The organism is Natronomonas salinimetallica, assembly GCF_013839515.1.
GTDB lineage: Archaea > Halobacteriota > Halobacteria > Halobacteriales > Haloarculaceae > Natronomonas.
On sequence record NZ_JACDNQ010000006.1, the window covers coordinates 55,297 to 76,459 of the forward strand.

20 protein-coding genes and 1 pseudogene are annotated in these 21,163 nt (G+C 66.1%); 12 read left to right on the forward strand and 9 right to left on the reverse strand.

Annotation, left to right across the window (positions count from 1 at the left end):
* Positions 1 to 29 precede the first annotated feature (29 nt).
* Complete coding sequence (locus HZR14_RS06400) at positions 30 to 1,124, forward strand: DNA-methyltransferase (RefSeq protein WP_181692039.1); 1,095 nt, start codon at positions 30 to 32, stop codon at positions 1,122 to 1,124.
* A 74-nt stretch (positions 1,125 to 1,198) separates the two neighbouring features.
* Here the strand turns inward: HZR14_RS06400 and HZR14_RS06405 are convergent, their stop codons facing one another.
* Both HZR14_RS06405 and HZR14_RS06410 read right to left on the reverse strand, forming a co-directional pair.
* Positions 1,199 to 1,441 carry a DUF7123 family protein gene (locus tag HZR14_RS06405; RefSeq protein ID WP_181692040.1) on the reverse strand — a complete coding sequence of 81 codons (243 nt, stop codon included), beginning with the start codon at positions 1,439 to 1,441 and terminating at the stop codon, positions 1,199 to 1,201.
* Positions 1,442 to 1,627: 186 nt separating this feature from the next.
* Positions 1,628 to 2,101 carry a hypothetical protein gene (locus HZR14_RS06410; protein ID WP_181692041.1) on the reverse strand — a complete coding sequence of 158 codons (474 nt, stop codon included), beginning with the start codon at positions 2,099 to 2,101 and terminating at the stop codon, positions 1,628 to 1,630.
* 241 nt (positions 2,102 to 2,342) lie between these two features.
* Here HZR14_RS06410 and HZR14_RS06415 point away from each other — a divergent pair, with 241 nt between their 5' ends.
* Positions 2,343 to 3,434, forward strand: a complete 1,092-nt coding sequence (locus HZR14_RS06415; RefSeq protein WP_220132462.1) for a helix-turn-helix transcriptional regulator — start codon at positions 2,343 to 2,345, stop codon at positions 3,432 to 3,434.
* Positions 3,435 to 3,498: 64 nt separating this feature from the next.
* On the opposite strand, the pseudogene HZR14_RS14560 reads toward HZR14_RS06415, so the two are convergent.
* From HZR14_RS14560 to HZR14_RS06435, 4 genes and pseudogenes are all read right to left on the reverse strand, one after another.
* A pseudogene (locus HZR14_RS14560) lies at positions 3,499 to 3,564 on the reverse strand (hypothetical protein); the annotation flags it as partial.
* A 209-nt stretch (positions 3,565 to 3,773) separates the two neighbouring features.
* A complete protein-coding gene (locus HZR14_RS06425) occupies positions 3,774 to 4,499 on the reverse strand; it encodes a hypothetical protein (RefSeq protein ID WP_181692042.1) in 726 nt (241 codons plus the stop codon).
* Positions 4,500 to 4,725: 226 nt separating this feature from the next.
* On the reverse strand, positions 4,726 to 5,115 hold the full coding sequence (locus tag HZR14_RS06430) for a TRAM domain-containing protein (RefSeq protein ID WP_181692043.1): 390 nt from the start codon (positions 5,113 to 5,115) through the stop codon (positions 4,726 to 4,728).
* Positions 5,116 to 5,154: 39 nt separating this feature from the next.
* Positions 5,155 to 5,907, reverse strand: coding sequence for a YkgJ family cysteine cluster protein (locus HZR14_RS06435; protein ID WP_181692044.1), 753 nt, complete (start codon positions 5,905 to 5,907; stop codon positions 5,155 to 5,157).
* A gap of 98 nt (positions 5,908 to 6,005) precedes the next feature.
* Between HZR14_RS06435 and HZR14_RS06440 the strand changes: the two genes are divergently transcribed.
* The 4 genes from HZR14_RS06440 (at position 6,006) to HZR14_RS06455 (ending at position 10,068) form a co-directional block, all read left to right on the forward strand.
* A complete protein-coding gene (locus HZR14_RS06440; RefSeq protein WP_220132463.1) occupies positions 6,006 to 6,626 on the forward strand; it encodes a helix-hairpin-helix domain-containing protein in 621 nt (206 codons plus the stop codon).
* A gap of 478 nt (positions 6,627 to 7,104) precedes the next feature.
* Positions 7,105 to 8,616 (forward strand): anthranilate synthase component I family protein, encoded by a 1,512-nt coding sequence (locus tag HZR14_RS06445; protein WP_181692046.1) that lies wholly within the window; start codon positions 7,105 to 7,107, stop codon positions 8,614 to 8,616.
* On the forward strand, positions 8,613 to 9,197 hold the full coding sequence (locus HZR14_RS06450) for an anthranilate synthase component II (protein ID WP_181692047.1): 585 nt from the start codon (positions 8,613 to 8,615) through the stop codon (positions 9,195 to 9,197). Before HZR14_RS06445 ends, HZR14_RS06450 begins: the two co-directional genes overlap by 4 nt.
* Position 9,198: 1 nt before the next feature.
* Entirely contained in the window at positions 9,199 to 10,068 is an 870-nt protein-coding gene (locus HZR14_RS06455; protein WP_181692048.1) for an aminotransferase class IV, read from the forward strand.
* A gap of 93 nt (positions 10,069 to 10,161) precedes the next feature.
* Here the strand turns inward: HZR14_RS06455 and HZR14_RS06460 are convergent, their stop codons facing one another.
* Together HZR14_RS06460 and HZR14_RS06465 are read right to left on the reverse strand one after the other, a co-directional pair.
* Positions 10,162 to 10,581 (reverse strand): Rieske (2Fe-2S) protein, encoded by a 420-nt coding sequence (locus tag HZR14_RS06460; protein ID WP_181692049.1) that lies wholly within the window; start codon positions 10,579 to 10,581, stop codon positions 10,162 to 10,164.
* Between the two features lie 61 nt (positions 10,582 to 10,642).
* Positions 10,643 to 12,235 carry a PAS domain-containing protein gene (locus tag HZR14_RS06465; protein WP_181692050.1) on the reverse strand — a complete coding sequence of 531 codons (1,593 nt, stop codon included), beginning with the start codon at positions 12,233 to 12,235 and terminating at the stop codon, positions 10,643 to 10,645.
* 367 nt (positions 12,236 to 12,602) lie between these two features.
* Between HZR14_RS06465 and HZR14_RS06470 the strand changes: the two genes are divergently transcribed.
* Together HZR14_RS06470 and HZR14_RS06475 are read left to right on the forward strand one after the other, a co-directional pair.
* Entirely contained in the window at positions 12,603 to 13,301 is a 699-nt protein-coding gene (locus HZR14_RS06470; protein WP_181692051.1) for an acyl-CoA synthetase family protein, read from the forward strand.
* Positions 13,302 to 13,434: 133 nt separating this feature from the next.
* Positions 13,435 to 14,061: an HAD family hydrolase gene (locus HZR14_RS06475; RefSeq protein ID WP_181692052.1), complete on the forward strand. Its 627-nt coding sequence runs from the start codon at positions 13,435 to 13,437 to the stop codon at positions 14,059 to 14,061.
* On the opposite strand, the gene HZR14_RS06480 is transcribed toward HZR14_RS06475, so the two are convergent.
* Positions 14,058 to 14,276, reverse strand: a complete 219-nt coding sequence (locus HZR14_RS06480; RefSeq protein WP_181692053.1) for a hypothetical protein — start codon at positions 14,274 to 14,276, stop codon at positions 14,058 to 14,060. The genes HZR14_RS06475 and HZR14_RS06480 overlap by 4 nt on opposite strands.
* A 221-nt stretch (positions 14,277 to 14,497) precedes the next feature.
* On the opposite strand from HZR14_RS06480, the gene HZR14_RS06485 reads away from it, so the two are divergent.
* The 4 genes from HZR14_RS06485 (at position 14,498) to thsB (ending at position 21,130) form a co-directional block, all read left to right on the forward strand.
* Positions 14,498 to 15,760, forward strand: coding sequence for an alpha-1 4-glucan-protein synthase (locus tag HZR14_RS06485; protein WP_181692054.1), 1,263 nt, complete (start codon positions 14,498 to 14,500; stop codon positions 15,758 to 15,760).
* Between the two features lie 39 nt (positions 15,761 to 15,799).
* On the forward strand, positions 15,800 to 16,942 hold the full coding sequence (locus HZR14_RS06490) for an extracellular solute-binding protein (protein WP_181692055.1): 1,143 nt from the start codon (positions 15,800 to 15,802) through the stop codon (positions 16,940 to 16,942).
* Positions 16,943 to 17,038: 96 nt separating this feature from the next.
* On the forward strand, positions 17,039 to 19,120 hold the full coding sequence (locus tag HZR14_RS06495; protein ID WP_370464964.1) for a DUF7846 domain-containing protein: 2,082 nt from the start codon (positions 17,039 to 17,041) through the stop codon (positions 19,118 to 19,120).
* 333 nt (positions 19,121 to 19,453) lie between these two features.
* Complete coding sequence (gene thsB / locus HZR14_RS06500) at positions 19,454 to 21,130, forward strand: thermosome subunit beta (RefSeq protein ID WP_181692057.1); 1,677 nt, start codon at positions 19,454 to 19,456, stop codon at positions 21,128 to 21,130.
* Positions 21,131 to 21,163 lie beyond the last annotated feature (33 nt).

Genomic DNA, 21,163 nt, shown 5'->3' on the forward strand with positions numbered 1-21,163 from the left:
AAGGGAGCCGTGCCGGGAACCGGGAATCGATGGAGACCACACACCGCGTCGTCACCGGGGACGCGCGCTCGCTCTCGGAGATCGACGACTGCTCCGTCGAGCTAGTCGTCACGTCCCCGCCGTACCCGATGGTCGAGATGTGGGACGACCTCTTTTCGGGGCTCGATCCGGAGATCGGGGAGCGTCTCGCGGACGGCGACGGGCAGGCCGCGTTCGCCCGAATGCACGAGGAACTCGAGGCGGTCTGGAGAGAGATCAAGCGGGTGCTCGTCGACGGCGGTATCGCCTGTGTCAACGTCGGTGATGCGACGCGGACTGTGGATGGAAGCTTTCGGGTCTTTCAGAACCACTCGCGGGTCATCGACGCCTTCGAGGGGCTCGGATTCGAGCCACTCCCGGAGATCCTCTGGCGGAAGCCGGTCAACTCCGGGACCAAGTTCATGGGGTCGGGAATGCTCCCGCCGAACGCCTACGCCACGCTCGAACACGAGTACGTTCTCGTGTTCCGGAACGGGGAGGAAAGCCGGAGCTTCGAGCCGAGATCGGAGCGTCGATACAGTTCGGCGTACTTCTGGGAGGAGCGGAACCGGTGGTTTTCGGACGTCTGGACCGACATCAACGGCGAAGCCCAAGCGCTCGGCGACGGCGACCTGCGGGAGCGCTCGGCGGCGTATCCGTTCGAGATCCCACACCGTCTGATCAACATGTACTCCGTCTACGGGGATACGGTCCTCGACCCGTTTTGGGGAACGGGCACGACGTCGCTCGCGGCGATGGTCGCCGCTCGGAACTCCGTCGGGTACGAACTGGAGTCGGAGTTTGCACGGCTGTTCGGGGAAGCGGTCGGGGACGTCCCCGAGTACTCCCGCGACGTCGTCGAACGGCGCTTGGAGGGACACGAGGCGTTTGTCGAAGGGCGTCTCGCGGACGGAAAGGAGTTCAAGTACCAAGCCGATCACTACGGTTTTCCCGTCGTTACGAAACAGGAGACGTCGATCCGATTCTACGTCGCGTCGGCGGTCCGCGAGACGGACGGAAAATACATCCTCACACACGAACCGATCGAGGGAACGAATCCCTGGACCGAAGAGCGTGCGGGCGACGTTCCGTCGTCCGATCCTTGAGGCGGATCGGTGCTGCCGTGTCCCGGCGAGCACACGCGACGGTGCCCGAGCGGCGGTCGGAGCGCCGCTACGCCCTATACGGTGACCTTCCAGGTCGTCCCCGAGGAGTAGCCCCACTTTTCGACATCGACGTCGAACTCCCCCTCACAGATCGCGGTCATGTTCGAGCCGACCTCCTTGGCCGACAGCCCGAGTTCCTCGCCGATGAGCCGGGATTTGAAGTAGGTCTTCATCCGGCCCCGCTCGCGGAGGTACGCGAGGATGCGTTGTTGTTTGTCCGTGAGTTCCGAAGTCGGCCCGACGGCGGTCGCGCTCATATCTATCCGATGCGTCCACGCCTCAAAAGGTGGTTTGGTACGGTCGGTTAAGACGCCGCACTCAGGTGGTTTTGGGTAATCAGTCCGTGCGGTAAGGCGGGGAAAACAGCGACGGTTGGTACGGGAGAGAAACCGGCGTTGCCCGCCGCCTGGCACATGTCACCCGGCCATCCCATGACCATTCGTCTAGCTGTCCGAACCGTCGTCCACATCGTCGGACTCGCTGTCGTCCACATCGTCGGACTCGCTGTCGTCCACATCGTCGGACTCGCTGTCGTCCACATCGTCGGACTCATCCTCGCCAAGGAGGTCGTCAAGTGAACCGCCGAGGTCGTCGATGGATCCATTCAGGAACGAGTCGATCCGGTCGTGGATCTCACCCACGTGGTCGGGGACCTGTTCCGGCAGACCGTCGCTCGGGCCGACACCGTCAGCGGTGCCGGCGCGGTCGTCGGCAGCGGTGCCGGCGCGGTCGTCAGCAGCGGTGCCGGCGCGGTCGTCGGCAGCGGTACCGGCTACATTCGGTGCGTTCCCGGGCGCATCCACGTCCGGGGCGTTGTCGCTCGCCTGGTCGGCAGGGCTGGCGGCACCGAGCGCCGCCACGCCGCCGACCAGGAGTGTCGATACGACTGCGATCGTGACGAGTCGTTTTGCTCTCATTGCGTCTGATCGATGCCCCGGCAGCTACTTAACGGGGGAACGTCTTGATGCCGAATTTAGCCGGTTAAAGCCCTCTCAGTCCGAATTAATCCGAATAACGTCCGTTTGTACGTCCGAAAGGACTCCGGTAGTGCCGCCTCGAAGCGATCGCGAGAACGATCCCGGCGGGCCGCGGTCCCGGTCCCTCGAACGGCAGTCGTCGGCAACAACCCATTTATATAGCCCGCCCGTCCCGACGGCTGTGAACCGGAGACGTCTCCTCGCGCTGTCGGCGTGTGTCGCCGTCGTCGCTCTCGGGACCGCAGTTTCTCTCGGATCCGTGGCGGGCGCGGCGCCGGGATCCCCGCTCGCCCAGCAGGACATCGATACTGACGACGTGCTGTTGTCCATTACCGTCGAGGACGATGGTGACGCGCGCTGGACGATCGAGTATCGGACACGGCTCGAAACCGACGCGGACGACGCGGCCTTCGAGGAACTCCGACGCGCCATCGAGGCCGACCCCGACCCGTACGCCGATCGGTTTCGAGAGCGGATGGACGGAACCGCGGCGAGCGCCGAGAACGCGACCGGCCGGGAGATGACGATCACCGAGATGTCCGTTTCAGCGGACAAGCGCGAGCTCCCCCAGGAGTACGGCGTGTTGCGGTATGAGTTCCACTGGTCGAACTTCGCCGAGACCGAGGACGATCGGCTGCTCGTCGGTGACGCGATCGATGGCCTGTTTCTCGACGAGGAGACTGCCCTCCTGATATCGTGGACGGAGGGGCGCGAACTCCGCTCCGCATCCCCGTCCCCCTCCGAGACGCGGTCCGGATCCGTGGTCTACGAGGGGCCGAGGGAGTTCGCGGGCGGCGAACCCCGGATCGAGCTCGCTCCATCGGGCACGACGGCCCCCACCGGAACCGGCCCGTCGTCCCCGGTTTCGCTGCCGGTCGCGGTCGCGCTCGTCGGGGTGCTCCTGGCGATCACCGCTGGTGCGATAGTCGCCTATCGGAAGCGATCCGACACGTCCACGCGGGTACCTACTGGTCCGAGCAGCGACGACACTGCGGCGGGCGAAGACGCGACGGCGGCGGATACGGCCTCCGGCGGGCCGACGGATCCCGAACTCCTGAGCAACGAAGAGCGGGTGTTGGAACTCATCGAACGCGAGGGGGGCCGGATGAAACAGCAGGCGATCGCCGAACAGCTCGAATGGACCGACGCCAAGACCAGCCAAGTCACGAAGAAACTCCGCGAGGAGGGCTCTCTGGAGGGGTTCCGCTTGGGCCGCGAGAACGTCCTCTCGTTGCCCGAGGACGATTCGGGTCCGGACGACGATTCACAGTAGGGCGGGCTCCGGCCGCGTGCGATCAGCGTCCTTGTCCCCGGCTCACCGTCCCCTATCACGGCCCCTATCGACGGATCGCCAAGAGCGCCGCTCCGAGGAGCGCGACGGCTGCGGCAGCGACCGCGAATCCGGCGGCGTCATTCTTTCGGGGGTGTCGCCGGTCTCAGGAACAGTTCATATCAGATTCCTGTTCTTTATTCTGCACCAAGTGGTGCGTTCGGTGAACTCGCCGAAGTAGTGGCCTCCCTCGTATGTGTCGTCCTCGTAGACCGTGATCTCGATTGTCTTGCCGCACCCATGCAGTCTCGTTCGATTGTGCGTTTCTCTTTCGGTACCGTATCAGTCGTTGCGTGTGATCTCGATTGTCTTGCCGTCCTCGGTGGTGTCACGGTCACCTGGGCCGCGCTCGTCGCCGGGTCCGGGTCCCGTATCAGGGGCGCGCTCGTCGCCGGGTCCGGGTCCCGTATCGGGACCGCGGTCGCCCCTGGGGCCACGTTCGACCATGCCGCTGCGGTTGCCGGCGATGCTCCGGGCGATCTCGGAGACCTCACCGCCACGCAGTTGGTCGGCATCACGCATTAACGTCCGGATCGCCGTCGTGTTCACGTTGTTTCGTTCGAGCGTCTCCCCAGGGATGTCGGCGGCGGTCGCGTTGCTTTGATTCAGTTGCTGTCTGGCCGTTTCGACCTCCGTCGCCAGCCGCGCCGTCCGCGCGCGGTACTGCCCGTCCGTTATCTCGCCGCGTTCTCGCTGCGCTTGTAGCTCGGCTTTCCGCTCTTCTAACGCCGCCAGACGGGTCTCCGTCTCGTTGAGTTTCTCCGCGATGTGTCTCGCCTTTGTGGCGTTGTCGTCGGCACGTTCGAGCCCGATCCTGAACGCGTTTCGCTCGATTTCGCCGTCGATCTCGGCGCTCTGGACGCCCACGACGCCGGAGAGACGTTCGCCGGGTTTCACGTCCGCACCGTCCGGTTCGTCTTCGGTCTCCTGTGCGAGGACGCCAGCCACCGGGACGACGAGCGTCCCGACGACGACGAACAGCGCTACGAGCAGGCTGGTCCGTTTCATCACGGTTCCTGTTTGGGCGGACAGACCTATATAAATAGACGGCCGTACCCCTGAATCACGTACGATTAGCCAGGATTAAGCCGAATTAACACGGCTCTTGCTGGGCGTCCACACGCCGATGGGTTGCCGACAGGCGGGGCCGAACGACACGTTGTCCCCTCCCGGGCCGGAGCGTCCGATCGCGGCGATCGAAGGTCACCGCTCGACAGACGGATCGAACGGCCGGCTATTCGATGACTTCGCCGACGGCGAAGTTGGATTTGACTTCCGAGATCTCGATTTTAACACGCTCGCCGACCTCTGCGCCGGGAACGATGATGACGTAGCCGCGCTCGACTCGGGCGATCCCGTCGCCTTGCTTGCCCAGATCCTCGATCTCGACGTATCTGATTTCGCCGGGTTCGACGGGCGGTTGGGGTTCGTCCGGCGGCGTCGTCCCCTCCGATGCCTCGGTGCCGGCCTCGCCGCTATCCGAAATGAGCGCGACACGGTAGGTAGTTTCCGGCCCGACGGGGCCGTTCTCGATCTCACGGCGCGGTACCTCGACGACAAACCGGTCCTCGGTCTCCTCGACCTCGGCGCTGAACAGACACAGGAGCTTATCGGAGATTTCCATAGAGCTTCGCTTCCGACATGTGCGGCGCACGTATAGAAGCTATCGCCTGTCCGGACCCGTCCGATCGCTTCCCCGACCGTCGCTCCCTAGGAGTGCCGTCCCATCCGGCCGCTTTTGTCCCTCGGAGTCGTGGACCACCACGCCGTCGACATCAGTCGGCTCGTAGTTGTCGCGGACGCCGATCGCCTCTTCGAGGTCTCTGATCGTCCGTTCTTTGAGCGCCGCCGCGAGCTCTGCCGCGTCCTCGCGCGCGATGTCGCGTCCGAGTCCCTCACACTCGTGGGCACGGACGAGGCCAGCCCGGTCGACGGCCGCTCCCATCGGCTCGGCCGCCCCGCCCAATGCCAGACTAAACGGGTATGTCCGACAAACGAGCGGTCGATCCCCGTGAACGGTACACGCGCCGGTACCGTCGTCGGCTTCGGCATAAAAAACGCAGTCCCCACAGCCGTCGGTCTGAAGCGCCCACTCGAAGGTCTCGCCCTCGGATCCGTCGTCGGCTTCCTCGATCCCATACGGCATCGGACGAGCGACGTCGCGCCAGTCGTAGGGCTCCTCGCCGCTGTCGGCTGCGGCCGCCTGCAGTCGGCGGACCTCGTCGGGGAACACCGTCGCAGTGTGTGGCTCGCTCGCGGCGTCGTCCGCGTTATCGCTACCGCACCCGCCCGACTCGACCGCCGTACAACACCCACCACATCGGGTACACTCGAAGCCGATCGATTCGATAGCGTCGGCCAGCTCCTCGACCGAGACGCCCCGTGCTCGGTCCAATTCGGCTTCGAGGCTTTCCATACCCGGGTAATCGGCCGCTCGATTTATAAACGGCCCGCCGGGCGACCGCCCCCGGCCGGTTATTTTTAACGGTACGCCCCCGTATCGGACGCATGGGTATGTTCGATCTGATCCGGACGGTGTTGGGTCTCGGCGGCTCTGAGGGCTCCGAAGGACCCGAACCGACGGACGCTACAGCCACTCACGATTCGGAGGGGAGAAACGACGTCGAGTCGGCCGAGACGGACGGATCCGGGGCTGAATCCATCGACGTCGACGACGAGCCAGCTGACGTTGAGGACGCCGTGGCCGCGGGAACGGACGCGGCCGCCTCGACCGATTCGATGGTCGAGATGCCGACATCGGATCCCGAGACGGCCGCCGAGCCCGCCGAAGCCGGGGCCGGTGTGACGGAACACAGCGGTACCGACACGCCCGCGGCTGAACCCGCCGAGGCGGCCGGACCAGTGCCCGACGGGGCCGATGCCTCGGGCGAATCCGGAGGGACAGACGGGATGCCGGAGACCGGCGATACGGGTGGCTCCGAGGAGTCGGACGACACCGCAGGTGACCCCGTCGAGACGATCAACGGGATCGGCCCGGCCTATAGCGAACGGCTGGCGAATGCCAACGTCGAGACGGTTCCGGAGCTGCTCGACGCCGATGCCGGGGAACTCGCCGAGGCGACCGGTATCTCCGAAAAGCGAATCAACGGCTGGCGGGAGCGCGCAGCGGAGTGATCGGAGGGCCTTCGCCCCTCCCATGCGGACAGTTGTCGACTGGTAGCGGTCACCGCCGGAGCGGGGCGGGCGGTGGCCGCTCCATCGGTACAACGGCCCGTATCGATCCGGTAGTGTTCGAACACGCTATAGTAAAATCGGTTATATTCTCGCTCGAACGCCCGCTCCGGGCGACGATTTATATACGGAGACGCGACCAGACCGCCCGTGATCTGACGAGCCGCGGTCGGCCCCCAAGGCGGGAGCACGGGGACGGGCCGACCGGAACGATCCCCGTCTGTTCGCTACAGGTCGATGCGGGCACGGCCACGATCCGTATGAACCGCCCCCGACGTGCCTCCTGGGCCGTATGTCTCTCGGTGACGGCCTTCCAGCCGGGCGATTCCGACCCTCGTCTGCGGCCCGAAGCCGCCCTCGGCCGCGCGACGTCGTCTCCCCGACCGCAAAACCGTTATTCTCCGGCCCCCCTCGATACGACATGCGAGTCATCACCGACCGGCAGGCGTTCCGATCCGTCGCCGCCGGGGCTGCCGGGGCGGCACGGGTGCCGGTCGAAATCCGGCTTTCCGCCGCCGATCCGTTCGAGGCCTACCGACGGGCACGCCGCGGCGACGGCGGCGACGTCTTCCTCGAAACGACGGGCGGCCAGTCGGGGTGGGGCTACTTCGCGACGGAGCCGATCGAGCGGCTCACAGTCTCGGCCGAAGCGGAGCCGATCCCCGATGAGGGCTCGGATCGGACGCCGACGTCCCCGTCACTTTCGGCACTCGATACCGAGTTGAGCACCGAGACGCTCGAACGGGGCGACTGCGAGACGCCGTTTCCCTGTGGGCTGATCGGCTGGCTCTCCTATGACATCGCTCGGGAGCTCGAATCGATCCCGAACGGGACCGACGACGATCGGGGCCTGCCGCGTCTCCAGGTCGCGAAGTACGACCGGATAGTCGCCTGGCGGGAACCACACGCCAACGGGGTCGAACTCCGGATCACTGCCTGCCCGCGGCTCGACGAGCACGGGTCGGTCGACGCCGCCTACGAGTGGGCAGTCGCACACGCCCGCTCGCTTCTCGCCCGAACCGTCGCCGGTGACCGATCGGTCGGCCGTGCCCCCGCTGCGGGCGAGCGGGCAACGTTCGAAAGCGAGTGTGGGCAAGCGGCGTTTATAAACCGCGTCCGGTGTGTCCAGGCCGCCATACGGGCGGGTGATACCTTCCAGACGAACGTCTCACAGCGGCTTTCGGCGCCCGCTGCCGTCCATCCGGTCGAGGCCTACGCCGCGCTCCGCCGCGTGAACCCAGCGCCGTACGCCGCGCTCGTGGAGTTCCCGGGTGTCGACCTCGTGAGTGCGAGTCCCGAACTCCTCTTGGACGTTGAGGGCGATCGGCTCCTGACGGAACCGATCGCCGGCACCCGTCCCCGAGGGGAGACGCCCCGGACGGACCGCGAACTCGGAGCCGACCTCCGGTCGGATGCGAAAGAACGCGCCGAACACGCGATGTTGGTCGACTTAGAGCGCAACGACCTCGGGAAGGTGAGCGAGTACGGCAGCGTCGACGTCCGGGAGTACCGCCGGATCGATCGCTATGCCGAGGTGATGCACCTGGTCAGCCTGATCGAGGGCCGACTGCGCCCGGATCGCTCGGTCACCGACGCCGTCTCGGCGACGTTTCCCGGCGGCACGATCACCGGCGCGCCCAAACCGAAGACGATGGGGATCATCGACGACGTCGAACGGACCCGTCGGGGTCCCTACACCGGCAGTATCGGGATCTTCGGCTTCGATGGCCGGGCGACGCTCAACATCGTCATCCGGACGCTCGTGCGACACGCCGACCGGTATCACCTGCGGGTCGGTGCCGGAATCGTCCACGACTCGGATCCTGAGCGCGAGTACGAGGAGACGCTAGATAAGGCCCGTGCGCTCGTCACTGCGATCGATACCGCCCTGGCTGATCGGGCGGCGTTCTCGCTCGAGGTGGCCGATCGATGACCCGACCGACCGTCCTCGTCGTCGACAACTACGACTCGTTCGTCTACAACCTCGTCCAGTACGTCGGAACCCACGCCGACGTCGTCGTCCGTCGCAACGACGAGATCGACGTGGACGGGATCAGGCGGCTCGACCCCGAGGCGATCGTCGTTTCACCGGGGCCGGGGACGCCGAGGGAGGCGGGCGTCTCGGTTCCGGTCTTCGAGTCGCTGTCGTATCCGACGCTCGGCGTCTGTCTGGGCCATCAGGCGTTGTGTGCCGCCAACGGCGTCCCGGTCGGCCACGCACCCGACGTCGTCCACGGGAAGCCGTCCGTCGTCACTCACGACGGATCGGGCGTCTTCGAGGGGCTACCCGACGCCTTCGAGGTGGGTCGGTACCACTCGCTGGCCGCCCAGCCTGGGGCGTTGCCGGCCGAGTTGGTCGAGACGGCCCGAACCGGGGACGACCGCGGCGTTCTCATGGGTGTTCGTCACCGCGAGAAGCCCCACGAGGGCGTTCAGTTTCACCCCGAGAGTATTCTCACGGACGTCGGTGAACGGATGATAGAGACTTTTTGTCGTCGCTGTCGGGTGGCCTGAGGTGACACTCCTGTACCACGTCGACGGTGCGTTGGTCGATCGGGCCGACGCGACCGTCCACGTCGACGACCGGGGGTTTCGCTACGGCGACGCGGCCTTCGAGACCTGTCGGGCCTACGGCGGCGAGGTGTTCCTGTGGGATCGCCACCTCGATCGGCTCGAAGCCACCTGTGCGGTCCTCGGGATGGCCGAGGCCATCCCCGGGGACCTCCGTGCGCGCGTCGACGAGACGCTCGAGGCCAACGGCCTCTCGGAGGCCTACGTCCGGGTTTCCGTGACCCGAGGCATCCAGCCCGGAACCCTCACGCCCGCCGAAGACGTCGACCCGACCGTCGTCGTCTATGTCAAACCGCTCCCGTCGGGTGGGACCGACGGGGATCCGGTCTGGGACGGTCCCGCGACCGTCCAGTCAGTCGAGACCCGGCGGATCCCCGACGACGCTCTCCCCGCCGGGGCGAAGACGCACAACTATCTCAACGGGATCCTCGCCCGACTCGGGTTGCACGGGAGCGGTGCGGCCGACGAATCGCTCATGTGTGACACCGACGGATACGTCGCCGAAGGGGCAACGAGCAACGTCTTTTTCGTCGATCGGGGGACGCTGAAAACCCCCGAGCGCGGGACGATCCTGCCGGGGATTACCCGTGGGGCCGTCCTCGAGGCGGCCGAGCGAATCGGCGTTCCGGCCGAGGTCGGCCGCTACACCATCGACGACGTCCGCGGTTCGACGGAGGCGTTTTTGACGAACACGACATGGGAGATACGACCGATCGGCCGCCTCGACGGGGCCGCGATCGGCGGCGGCCCCGTGACGGACCGGCTCCGGGAGGCGTACGACGAACTCGTCGACCGGCGCTGTTACGAGACGTGATAGGGCCGCAGCGCTACTACGGAACTGCTGCGGCCGGCGGACGGTGCGGCTCGCATCCCGTGGACACTCCTCGGGGGCGTATCGTCGGCGGTATCAGAACTTGTAGTTCGATTTCGATTCGAGATCCGTCCCATCGCCCTCGATCGCCCCCTCACGGACGAATTCGTAGTCCTCGTCGCTCAGGAACACCGTTCCGTTCTCGACGGCGATCTCGATTTCGTTGAGATACGCCCCCTCACAGGGGCCGAACGTACAGAAGCCGCTCTCGGACTCGAAGTACGCACCGTGGTTCTCACAGATGAGCTCCTCCCCTCGCATCTCCGCGCCGGACCCCTTGTCGATCTTGATGTGCGTGTAATGCTGGCAGTAGTTGAGCCACGCGTGGAGTTCGCCGTCGGCCCGGACCAAAATAGCCTCGCGTTCCTCGCCGGACTCCGTCTCCCGGAGTGTGAACAGATACGTCGTCTCGTCAGGCACATCCTCGATCGGGGCGACAGCACGTCGGGTAGCCATCGTACGGCGGTAGCGGCCGATCGAACAAACCGCTTGCGGGATTGGAAGGTCACACGGGGGGTCACCCGTCCCCGGGGTCGTCCCAGATCGCCGATAACAGGTTCCGCTGTGCGGCGCGGACATGCGTCGAGAACGTCGGCTGGGCGATCCCCAGGGAGTCGGCGATTTCCGCGCCGGTCCGCTTTCGGGTCTCGTCGAAGTAGCCGGCGTGATACGCCGTCCGCAACACGTCCCGCTGTCGTGCCGTGAGCACGCCGGCCAGAAGGGTCGGCCACGGCGTCGCTTCGGTCGGGGCTGCGGCCCGCTCGGCTTTCAGTTCCGCGTCGCCGAACAGTTCCTGTGCCTGCCCGATGAGACGGTGTTCGTCGCGCTCGCGGCAAATCGAGACGGCGAGTTCGCAGTCGTGCTCGGAGACCCGGAGTGAGCGGAAACTCGCTCCAAGGGTAGTCACCACCGAGGCGACACACGGTTCCTCCACGAGGACCTCATAGATCGAGGTACCGGTCCCCGGGAGACACTCGACCGATCGAATCTCGGGGGCGGTGTCGGCGGCATCGACGACGCGCTCGGGGGTGACATCGGAGAGCAGACAGTAGAGGAGGAACTCGTCCTCCGTTCGCCTGCTCACGCTCCGGACCTCGACGGTTCTCGACAGCCGGCGGGCAAGCACCCGGAGCGGCTCGTCCTGTTCGATCGCTACCCCGAGGACGAGGTCCCTGCTCCCGTCGGTATGCAGCGCGTTTCGGCGCTCGAGTGCGGTGACAGCGTAGCCGACGAGCGCTCCGAGTTCTGTCAGGATGTCCCGAATCCGGCCGTCGAAGGTATCGACGGTCGTTCCGTAGATTGTCAACACGCCGTGGTGGATACCTTCGTGGTGGATCGGGACCGCGAACACCGACCGGTAGCCCTCCGCCAGCATCGCCGCCCGCCAGGGTCCCTCGGGAAGCCGCTCCGGAACGCGGTGTTCGCCGGTGGTCGGCCGTTCGTCTGCGACCCGGACGGCCGGAACCGGGGACTCGAAACCAAGCGAGAGCGGTATGTCCTCCAGGCGGGAATCGGGGACGTCACACCGCGCGACCGGCACGAGCGCTTCCGCTGAGGGGCCGACGGTGCCGATCCACACCCCGCCAAATCCCTCGAGGTCGGCGATCGAACGACAGACCGCCTGGTGGATGCGTTCGCGGGAGCGGACGTCGATCAGTATCTCGTGTAACGACCGGATCGTCTCGTTCAGCTCGGTGACGTACTCGAGTCGCTTTTTCCGCTCCGTGATATCGACGATGTATCCCATGTAACCGGTGATTTCTCCGTCCTCGCGAACGATCCGGGTATGGTCGAGTACCCAGCGGACCTCCCCGCCCTTCGTCACCATCCGGTATGGCTCGTGATGGAACCGCTCGGTCGTCCCGTTACTGTGGTCTTTGACCTCTTGGGTGACCCGCTCTCGGTCGTCCTCGTGAACCAAATCGATATACGCGGGGTCGCCGTCGCACAACTCGGTCGGCGAGTATCCGAAGAGCCGATCGACGTTCGGTGAGACGTACTCGACCGGCCACCCCGACTCGTTGTGCCACGTAAACACGACGACTGGGCCCTCCGCGAATAAATCGAACTCCGTACTCCCCGACGTGTTCGCATCGATCCGCTCTGTCATGCATACTCCCCCGTATCCCGGAGTCGGGCCGAATTATTATAAATCCGGGTCTGGAGCCGGCCGTTTCGGTCCGACCGTCTCGTTTCGCTGCCTCCCAACGATGCTATTATAATAGTGCCTTGATTTTTATACAACCGGATATTACCTCCAGGTGGAGATCCGGTGAACAGGGGTAGGTTCCTGGTGGCGCTTCGATAGCGTGGGGATGCACCCGGGCTTTCGTTCGGCGGACGGCCCTCTATCGCCGCGGATATTTTTATCGGCACTAGTGCCGTTCGGACCCTCGGATTTTCTGTAATCGGGGGACCGAACCCGTCGGGCGGAATACGAGGACGAATATAAACCATCGGGACGCATACCCCTCCGCATGGACGTAATCGGCGACGTGATCGCCCGCGATCGTCGCTCCGATCGGCCCGCGCTCTCCGTGCCGGCCGTCGGCCGCCGCTACGACTACCGCCGGTTCTGTACGAGCGCCTGGAAGGCCGGGAACTTCCTCAGACTGCTTGGCGTACGCGAGGGGGTCGGCGTCGATCTCGCCGACGATCCGACCGCGGAACCGGTGTTGACCCTCTATGGGGCGGCCTCGCTCGGGGCGGTCGTCCGCTTCGACCCGCCTCGGGAGGTCGGTGACGACACGCGTGCGCTCGTCGTCCCCGCGGCCGATCTCGAGGAGTACGCCGTGGGACCGGCGACGAAGCGGGTCGTCTACGGCGATCCGCCGTCCGATCCGTCGGTGTCGTACTTCGAACGGGACGTCTGGAGTGAGAACCCGACCGAACCGCCGGATCACGTCGATCCCGGGGATCCGCTGCTCCGGGCCGACGGGGCGGAGTACAGCCACGGCGACGTCTTGCGGACAGCGGGGACGATCGTCGAGGAATACGAGATCGGCCCCGACAGCGTCGTGGCCGTCCGCGGCTCGTTTTCGACTCCGACCGTCGCCGTCGCCGGACTCGTCGCCCCCATCCTCGCCGGCGCACACCTCGCCGTCGGTCCCGAAAGCGAGGGTGACGTCGTCGTTGGAGGGGCCGAAAGCGACGTTCGGACGGTCGAGATCGGGTGAACGCTGTCGGTCCGGCCCGCCCGACGTCACCCGCTCCCCGCGCGACGTCGCCGTTGCGCCGACGCACAGCGTACGATACCGCCACGGACCGGCCCACAACGCATTTGACCACGAGTCACGTAGGCGGACATCGATGAGCCGCGCCGCGTACGACCGGTGGGTCTTCGACCTCGACGGGACGCTGGTCGACGTCGAACCCGACTACGTCCACGAGGTGATGGGCCGGATCGGTGACCGACTGGGCTATGGTTTCACCGATCGACAGGCCGAGACCCTCTGGCACGGCTTCGGTGGGGAACGGGGCGATCACCTCCGCGCGTGGGGAATCGATCCCGAACGGTTCTGGACGGTCTTCCACGACGAGGAGGACGCGGCCGCGCGTGCCGGGGCCACCTTCTTATACGATGACGCCGCCGTCGTCGGCGAACTCGACGCGCCGACCGTACTCGTCACCCACTGTCAGCGATACCTGACGGATCCGGTGTTGGCGTCGTTGGACATCGGCGATTGGTTCGATTCGATCGTCTGCTGTAGCGCCGAAACGGGCTGGAAACCCGACCCCGAACCGGTCCGGACGGCGCTGTCGGCGGCAGGAGCCGAGTCTGGCCGTGGGGTCCTCGTTGGCGACACGCCGGGGGACGTCGGTGCGGCGTGGAACGCGGGCCTCGAGGCCGCCCACGTCGAGCGCCACGGCCACGGACGCCGGGGGTGTTGTGTCGTCGGCGACCACCGAGTTGGCCGGATCGACGAGTTGGCCTAGTCGTAATACTCGTCGTCCAGCGGCAACTCGAAGTCGGCCTCCTCGATCGATTCGACGACGGCCTCGAGGACGAGTCCATCGCCGGTTTCGGGGTCAGGAACGACAAACCGCACACGGATCTCCCCGTCGTCGTTCGAGATATCGAGGACGTCCGCGTCGGATGGGTAGAGGTACTCGGCGTCGAGGCTGTCTGTCGACTCGTCGTCTCGTGACATACTCGGCGTTTTTTCAACCAGTTGATTTGGATCTTTCGGGAGTGGGGGTCCCGAAAGAAGAGCGAGAACGTAGGCGATCGACCGTCCCGGGAGCGGTGGTTTTAGGTATGCCTAAATCAGAGCATCACCAGGGAAGTGCCTCGCGGACGGGGCCAAACCGCGGCCGTGTCGCCCCTCACCGGACCGGTAGATTTTTTAGGTTCACCTAAAACAGTGTAGCAATGGACGAGTATACCGACCGATCCGGGACGACGAGCGGCTCTGGAGGTACGGACAAGCCACAGAGCGCGGACAAAGACTGCGATATCTGCGTCATCGTCCCCACAATCCGGGAATACGACTGCGTTCGCGCGTACATCGAGAACGCCCGAGCGCACGACTTTGACACCGATCGACTACACTTCGTCCTCGTCACCGAGGACTTCTGTGATACCGACGAGATGCGAGCGATGCTCGATGATCTCGGCGTCGACGGTGCGGTCTTCGACGGAAGCGACCGCGAGGAGTGGTACGAGCGTCACGGGATCACCGAGTACGCACACCTCGTACCGGCGGCGAGTCACGCCGAAACGAGCTTCGGACTCCTCTACATGTGGGCCAACGATACGTTCGAGTACGGCGTCTTCATCGACGACGACACGCTCCCACACAATGGGGACTTTTTCGGTCGACACATGCGGAATCTCGCCTTTGGGGGAGACATCGAGCGAGTTCGTTCGGACGAACAGTGGGTCAACGTGCTGTATCAACGGGCCGACGAACACGGTCTCTATCCGCGAGGCTACCCCTACTCGGCGATGGACGAAACCGTCGAGACGGATACTGTCGAAGTCGGATCCGGCGAAATAGTCGCCTCGCAGGGGCTGTGGACAAACGTCCCGGATCTCGATGCCGTCCGGATCCTGATGGACGGTGACCTGGAGGGGCAGGCCCAAACCCGGACGACGCTCGAGGATTTCGATCGGGACTTCGTCGCCGCGGACGGAAACTATCTCACGGTCTGTTCGATGAATCTCGCGTTCCGGCGGGAAATCATTCCCGCGTTCTATCAGCTCCCGATGGACGACAACGAGTGGGACGTCGGGCGCTTCGACGACATCTGGAGCGGCGTCTTCCTCAAGCGGGCCTGCGATTTCCTCGGCGCGCGGATCTACAACGGCCGGCCGCTGTGTGAACACAACAAGGCCCCGCGGTCGACGTTCGACGACCTCCACAACGAGGTCGCGGGCTTGGAGCTCAACGAACACCTCTGGGAGCTCGTCGACGAGGTCGAACCGGGACCGCTGCGCTCCAGCGACGCGGCCGACGGCTACGCGGCGGTCTTCGAGGCGATGGCACGGCGACTCGCCGAGGGCGAGTTCGACGAGTACCGCAACGGCGCGTTCCTCACTCACGTCGGCGAGCACATGCTCGGGTGGCTCGAGTGTCTCGACGAACTCGGAGCGGCCGGGGCGGTCGAAACGCCCGTCGCGGCGGACGACTGAAGCGACGAATATATATGTATTTAGGTGGACCTAAAAACCATGACTGACGAACGAATCCACGGACGAACGACAGACCGCCGGCGCTTTCTCGCGGCCGCGGGCGCGGCCGGGGCGGCCGGACTCGCCGGCTGTTCGGGGATGCTCGGCGGGAACGGATCGGACGACGGCACCGATGGCTCGGACTCGCCGGTCGGCCAGATCGGATCGGGGCGGGAGGGCCGCGATGCTCCCGGTGGGACCCCGATGAGCGAGATGCCGGATCTACAGGGCGAACTCACAGTCTACTCGGGCCGCGGTGAGTTCCTCGTCGGCGAGCTCGTCGGCTTCATCGACGATCAATACGAGGACTTCGAGTTGACCGTCCGGTACGGCGGGTCGACCGATCTCGTCAACCAGATCGTCAACGAGGGCGACGGCTCGCCCGCCGACGTGTTCTACTCGGTGAACGCCGGGTCCCTCGGGGCGTTGGCCGACGAGGGACGAGCGGGATCGATCGACGAGTCGGTCCTCGAGATGGTCCGCTCGGAGTTCCGTACCGACGCCTGGATGGGGACGTCCGGCCGGGCGCGGACGATCCCGTACAACACCGACGCGTACGCGGCCGACGACATGCCGAACGATATCATGGCCTATCCCGAGGCGTTCGACGGCGATCTCGGATGGGCACCCTCCTACGGCTCCTGTCAGGCGTTCGTCACCGCCATGCGGCTCATCGAGGGCGAGGAAGCGACCCGCGAGTGGCTCAACGCCGTCATTGAGAGCGGTATCACCGACTATCCGGACGAGTTCGCCGCCTGTGAGGCGGTCGCCGACGGCGAGATCGACGCCGCGTTCACGAATCACTACTACGTCCAGCGCGTACTCGACGGGAACCCGGAGGCCTCGATCGCGACCGCCTTCACGCAGGGTGACGCCGGTGCCGTCTTCAACGTCGCCGGCGCGGCGGTCGTCGATACGGCCGACGACGAGTCCCTCGCGAGCAACTTCATCCGACACCTGCTGTCGGCGGAGGCACAAAACTACTTCGCTACGTCGACGTTCGAGTACCCGCTCGTCCCGGACGTCGACCCGGTCGGCGACCTCCCCTCGATCGACGAACTCGACGTTCCCGATATCGATCTCGCGCGGCTCTCCGAACTCGAGCCGACGGTCGATCTCATGCGTGACGTCGGCGCGCTCTGAACGGTTCCCACCGACGTGACATCTCCTCGAGACCGGCTCCGACGGCGGGTATCGAAGGCCGTCAGTGAAGCGTTTCGCCGCCTCGACGCCCCACGGGTGGCGGCCATCGCGACCGCCGCCGGGGCCGCTATCGCGGTCTTCGTCGTCTCCAGTACGGTCTTTGCGTACCACTCGAGCAACCACGACGAGGGGGTATATCTGCTCCAGGCGGCGCTGCTTCTCGACGGTCAACTCGAACTCCGGGCCGGGGAGTTGGCCGGCGCGTTCCGGCCGTGGTTCTTCGTCGAGGACGGGGGGCGGCTCTACCCGAAATACACCCCCGTTCCGGCGGCGATGTTCGCGGCCTCGATGGCGCTTTTCGGCGAGCCGCGGATGACGCTCGCCGCCGTCGCCGCGGCGAACGCCGCGCTCGTGTACGTGTTGGGGTCGATGCTCTTCGATCGCCGGGTCGGCGTCGTCGCGGCGGCGCTGTTCGCCGCGTCGCCGCTCGCGGTCGTGACGACGTCCGCGTTCCTCCCCTATGCGCCGACGACGGCGCTGAATCTGTTGTTCGCCGTCGCGTATCTGCGGGGCGTCCGGGACGGCTCGATCCCCGCCGCCGCGGTCGCCGGGATCGCGATCGGGGTCGCCTTCTTCGCCCGCCCCTACACGGCGGTGCTGTTCGCGATCCCGTTTATGTGTCACGCGCTCGTTTCGGTCGTCAACTCGGTGTCGGACGGCGGTATTTCGACCGCCGAACCGGTCCGTAGACAGGGCGTGACGGCGGTGTTTGGCCTCGCGTTCGTCGGCGTGACGCTCGCGTACAACGCCCGGATGACCGGTTCGCCACTCGTGTTCCCCTACGAGGCGTTCGCCCCCGCGGACGGTCCCGGGTTCGGCACCCGGCGGATCCTCGACCACTCGGTCACGTACACCCCCGCGTTGGCGCTGGAGGCCAACGGGTACGCCATCCGGTATCTCCTCACGCGGTGGTTCGTCGCGGGACCGATCGGGACGGCGGCCGCGGTCGCGGGCCTCGCGCTCGCCGTCCGCCGATGGATCGGTGAGCGGACTGCCGCCGACGGTTCGGCGGCCTTCGAGCGACGGGCGGGCCTCGTGCTCGCCGGGCTCTTCGTGACCGTTACGGCCGGCAACGTCGCCTTCTGGGGCAACTACAACGTCCTCGCGACGCTGTCGGATCCGACCGACGGCCTCGTCTCGCAGTTCGGCCCGTTCTATCACTTCGACCTGCTGGTTCCCCTTTCGGTGTTCGCAGCCCTCGCCGTCGTCGTCGGCTGGGACCGGGGGGTTCCGGCCGTCCGGTCGGTGATCGAACGCCGCCGCTCCCGGCGGGCCGCGCGGGTCGCGGTCGCGCTCCTCCTCGTTGCGAGCCTCGTCGGCGCGTCGGCCGCCGCGGTCGCGGCCGTCTCGGGTCCGCTCGACCGGAACGCGGCTCACACGGAGAAATACGAGGTCGCCTACGGGCCGATCGAGACGGCCGACCCCGAAAGCGCGGTGGTATTTTTGCCGACGCCGTACGGCGACTGGCAGAACCACCCGTTCCAGTATCTCCGCAACGACGGCGGGCTGGACGGCCCCGTCGTCTACGCGCTCGATCGCGGCCCGGGTGACGACTTCGCGGTCCTCGATGCCTACCCGAACCGGACGCACTACCGGTATGCCTATCGGGGCGAGTGGACGCCGAGTGCGGATCGACACGTCACCCCGAAGCTCGAGCCGCTGGACGTCCGTCGCGGCGCGACGCTCGATGGAGAGGCCGTCGTCGGCGTCCCGTCCCGCGTCGCCCACGCCAGGGTCCGACTCGAAAGCGAGACGGGCGGTACCGCCGAGTACGCGGTGGCCGATCCCGACGGCTCGATCACCGTGCCGTGGTCGATCGATCGCGACGCCGCGCGGTTGTTGGCGGCCGACTCAGCGCCGTCGGTTCGGGTGGGTGGGGCCGACACCGTCGTCCTGACGGTCACGCTCACACAGCCCGACGGCGGAACGCTCACGTACCGCCAGGAAGCGACCGTCAGAACCGGCATCGACGGCGTCGAGGTAGTCTGGCCGCCGGAGCGCTCCGTCTGTCCGCTCGTCACCGACTGCGGTAACGAGGGGACGTACCTCCCCGACGATTCGGACGCCCACCGGGCGGGCGTCTCCTTCGAGACGCGTCTGGAGCCGCGAGAGCCGTGAACGGAACCGAGCGCGTCTGCGGCGATGAACGGAACCGAGCGCGTCTGCGGCGATGAACGGAACCGAGCGCGTCGGCGGCGATTGAACGTCGCGGGCACGTACGGGAGACACCGCATCGTACCGGACGGCCTCGCGTTCCGTTTCGCTTGATAAACCCCTGCCAGAATCCTCGAAATTGATCCATAGTCCGTCGGCGTCTCTTATCGAGACAACCGTTAGCACAGCGCCGCAGTCTGTGTGTTTCACCCAGAGCACCGGTCGAAATCCGGCCTGCGCCGCCCGTCCGATATCAGGTACATTTATATAGAACCACAGACAATCATTCGGACGACTATGAGCCAACAGCAACAGATGGGAGGACAGCCGATGATCATTCTCGGTGAGGATTCCCAGCGGATGAAAGACCGTGACGCCCAATCGCACAACATCGCGGCGGCGAAAGCGGTCGCCGAATCGGTACGCTCGACGCTCGGCCCCAAGGGGATGGACAAGATGCTCGTCTCCTCGATGGGTGACATCACCGTCACGAACGACGGCGTCACCATCCTCCAGGAGATGGACATCGACAACCCGACCGCCGAGATGATCGTCCAGGTCGCGGAGACACAGGAGGACGAAGCGGGCGACGGCACGACGACCGCCGTCTCCGTCGCCGGGGAACTGCTAAAGAACGCCGAGGACCTCCTCGAGCAGGACATCCACCCGACGGCGATGATCAAGGGCTTCCACCTCGCGAGCGATCGCGCCCGCGAGGAGATCGACAACGTCGCCTACGACGTCGATTCCGAGGACACCGAACTCCTCAAGCAGGTCGCCGAGACGTCGATGACCGGCAAGGGCGCGGAACTCGAAAAGGACGTCCTCGCCCAACTCGTCGTCGACGCGGTCCAAGCGGTCACCGTCGACGCCGAGTCGGGCGAGACGATCGTCGACCTCGAGTACGTCAACACCGAGACCCAGACCGGCCGCTCTGCGGGCGAGTCCGAACTGCTCAACGGCGCGGTCGTCGACAAGAGCCCCGCCCACGAGGAGATGCCCCGAGCGGTCGAGGACGCGAACGTACTCCTCATCAACGAGGCGATCGAGATCGAGGATACCGACGCCGACGCCAGCCTCCAACTCGACAGCCCCGATCAGCTCCAGACGTTCATCGACAAGGAAGAAGAACAGCTCAAAGAGAAGGTCGATGCCATCGCCGAGGCCGGCGCGGACGTCGTTCTCTGTCAGAAGGGCATCGACGACCTCGCCGAGCACTTCCTCGCCAAGGAGGGCATCCTCGCGGCCTCCCGGGTGAAAAAGAGCGATCTCTCCTTCCTGCGTGAGGTCACGGGCGGCGACGTCGTCTCCGATATCGACGCCATCGAGGAGGCGACGCTCGGTTCCGCGAACGTCGAGTACGACGACGCGGACGAACTGTTCTACGTCGAGGGGCTCGACGACCACACCCACGGCGTGACGCTCTTGCTCCGCGGGTCGACAGAACACGTCGTCGACGAACTCGAACGCGGTATCGGCGACGCCCTCGACGTCGTCGCCCAGACCGTCTCCGACGGCCGCGTGCTGGCCGGCGGCGGCGCGGTCGAAGTCGAAGTCGCCCGCCGCGTCCGGGAGTACGCCGACAGCGTCTCCGGCCGCGAGCAACTCGCCGTCGAGGCCTTCGCCGACGCACTGGAACTCGTCCCCCGCGTCCTCGCCGAGAACGCCGGCCTCGACTCGATCGATACCCTCGTCGACCTGCGTGCGGCTCACGACGACGGTGACGAGACGGCCGGACTCAACGTCTTCAGCGGCGACGTCGTCGATACCTTCGAGGCCGGCGTCGTCGAGCCGGCCCACGCCAAACAGCAGGGCATCTCCTCGGCCACCGAGGCCGCGAACCTCGTACTCAAGATCGACGACATCATCGCCGCCGGTGATCTCTCGACGGAGGGCGAGGAACCCGAAGGCGGCCCCGGCGGTGCCCCCGGCGGCATGGGTGGCATGGGCGGCGGCATGGGCGGCATGATGTAACACGGCCGGGAACCACCCGTTTCGAGCCGTCGC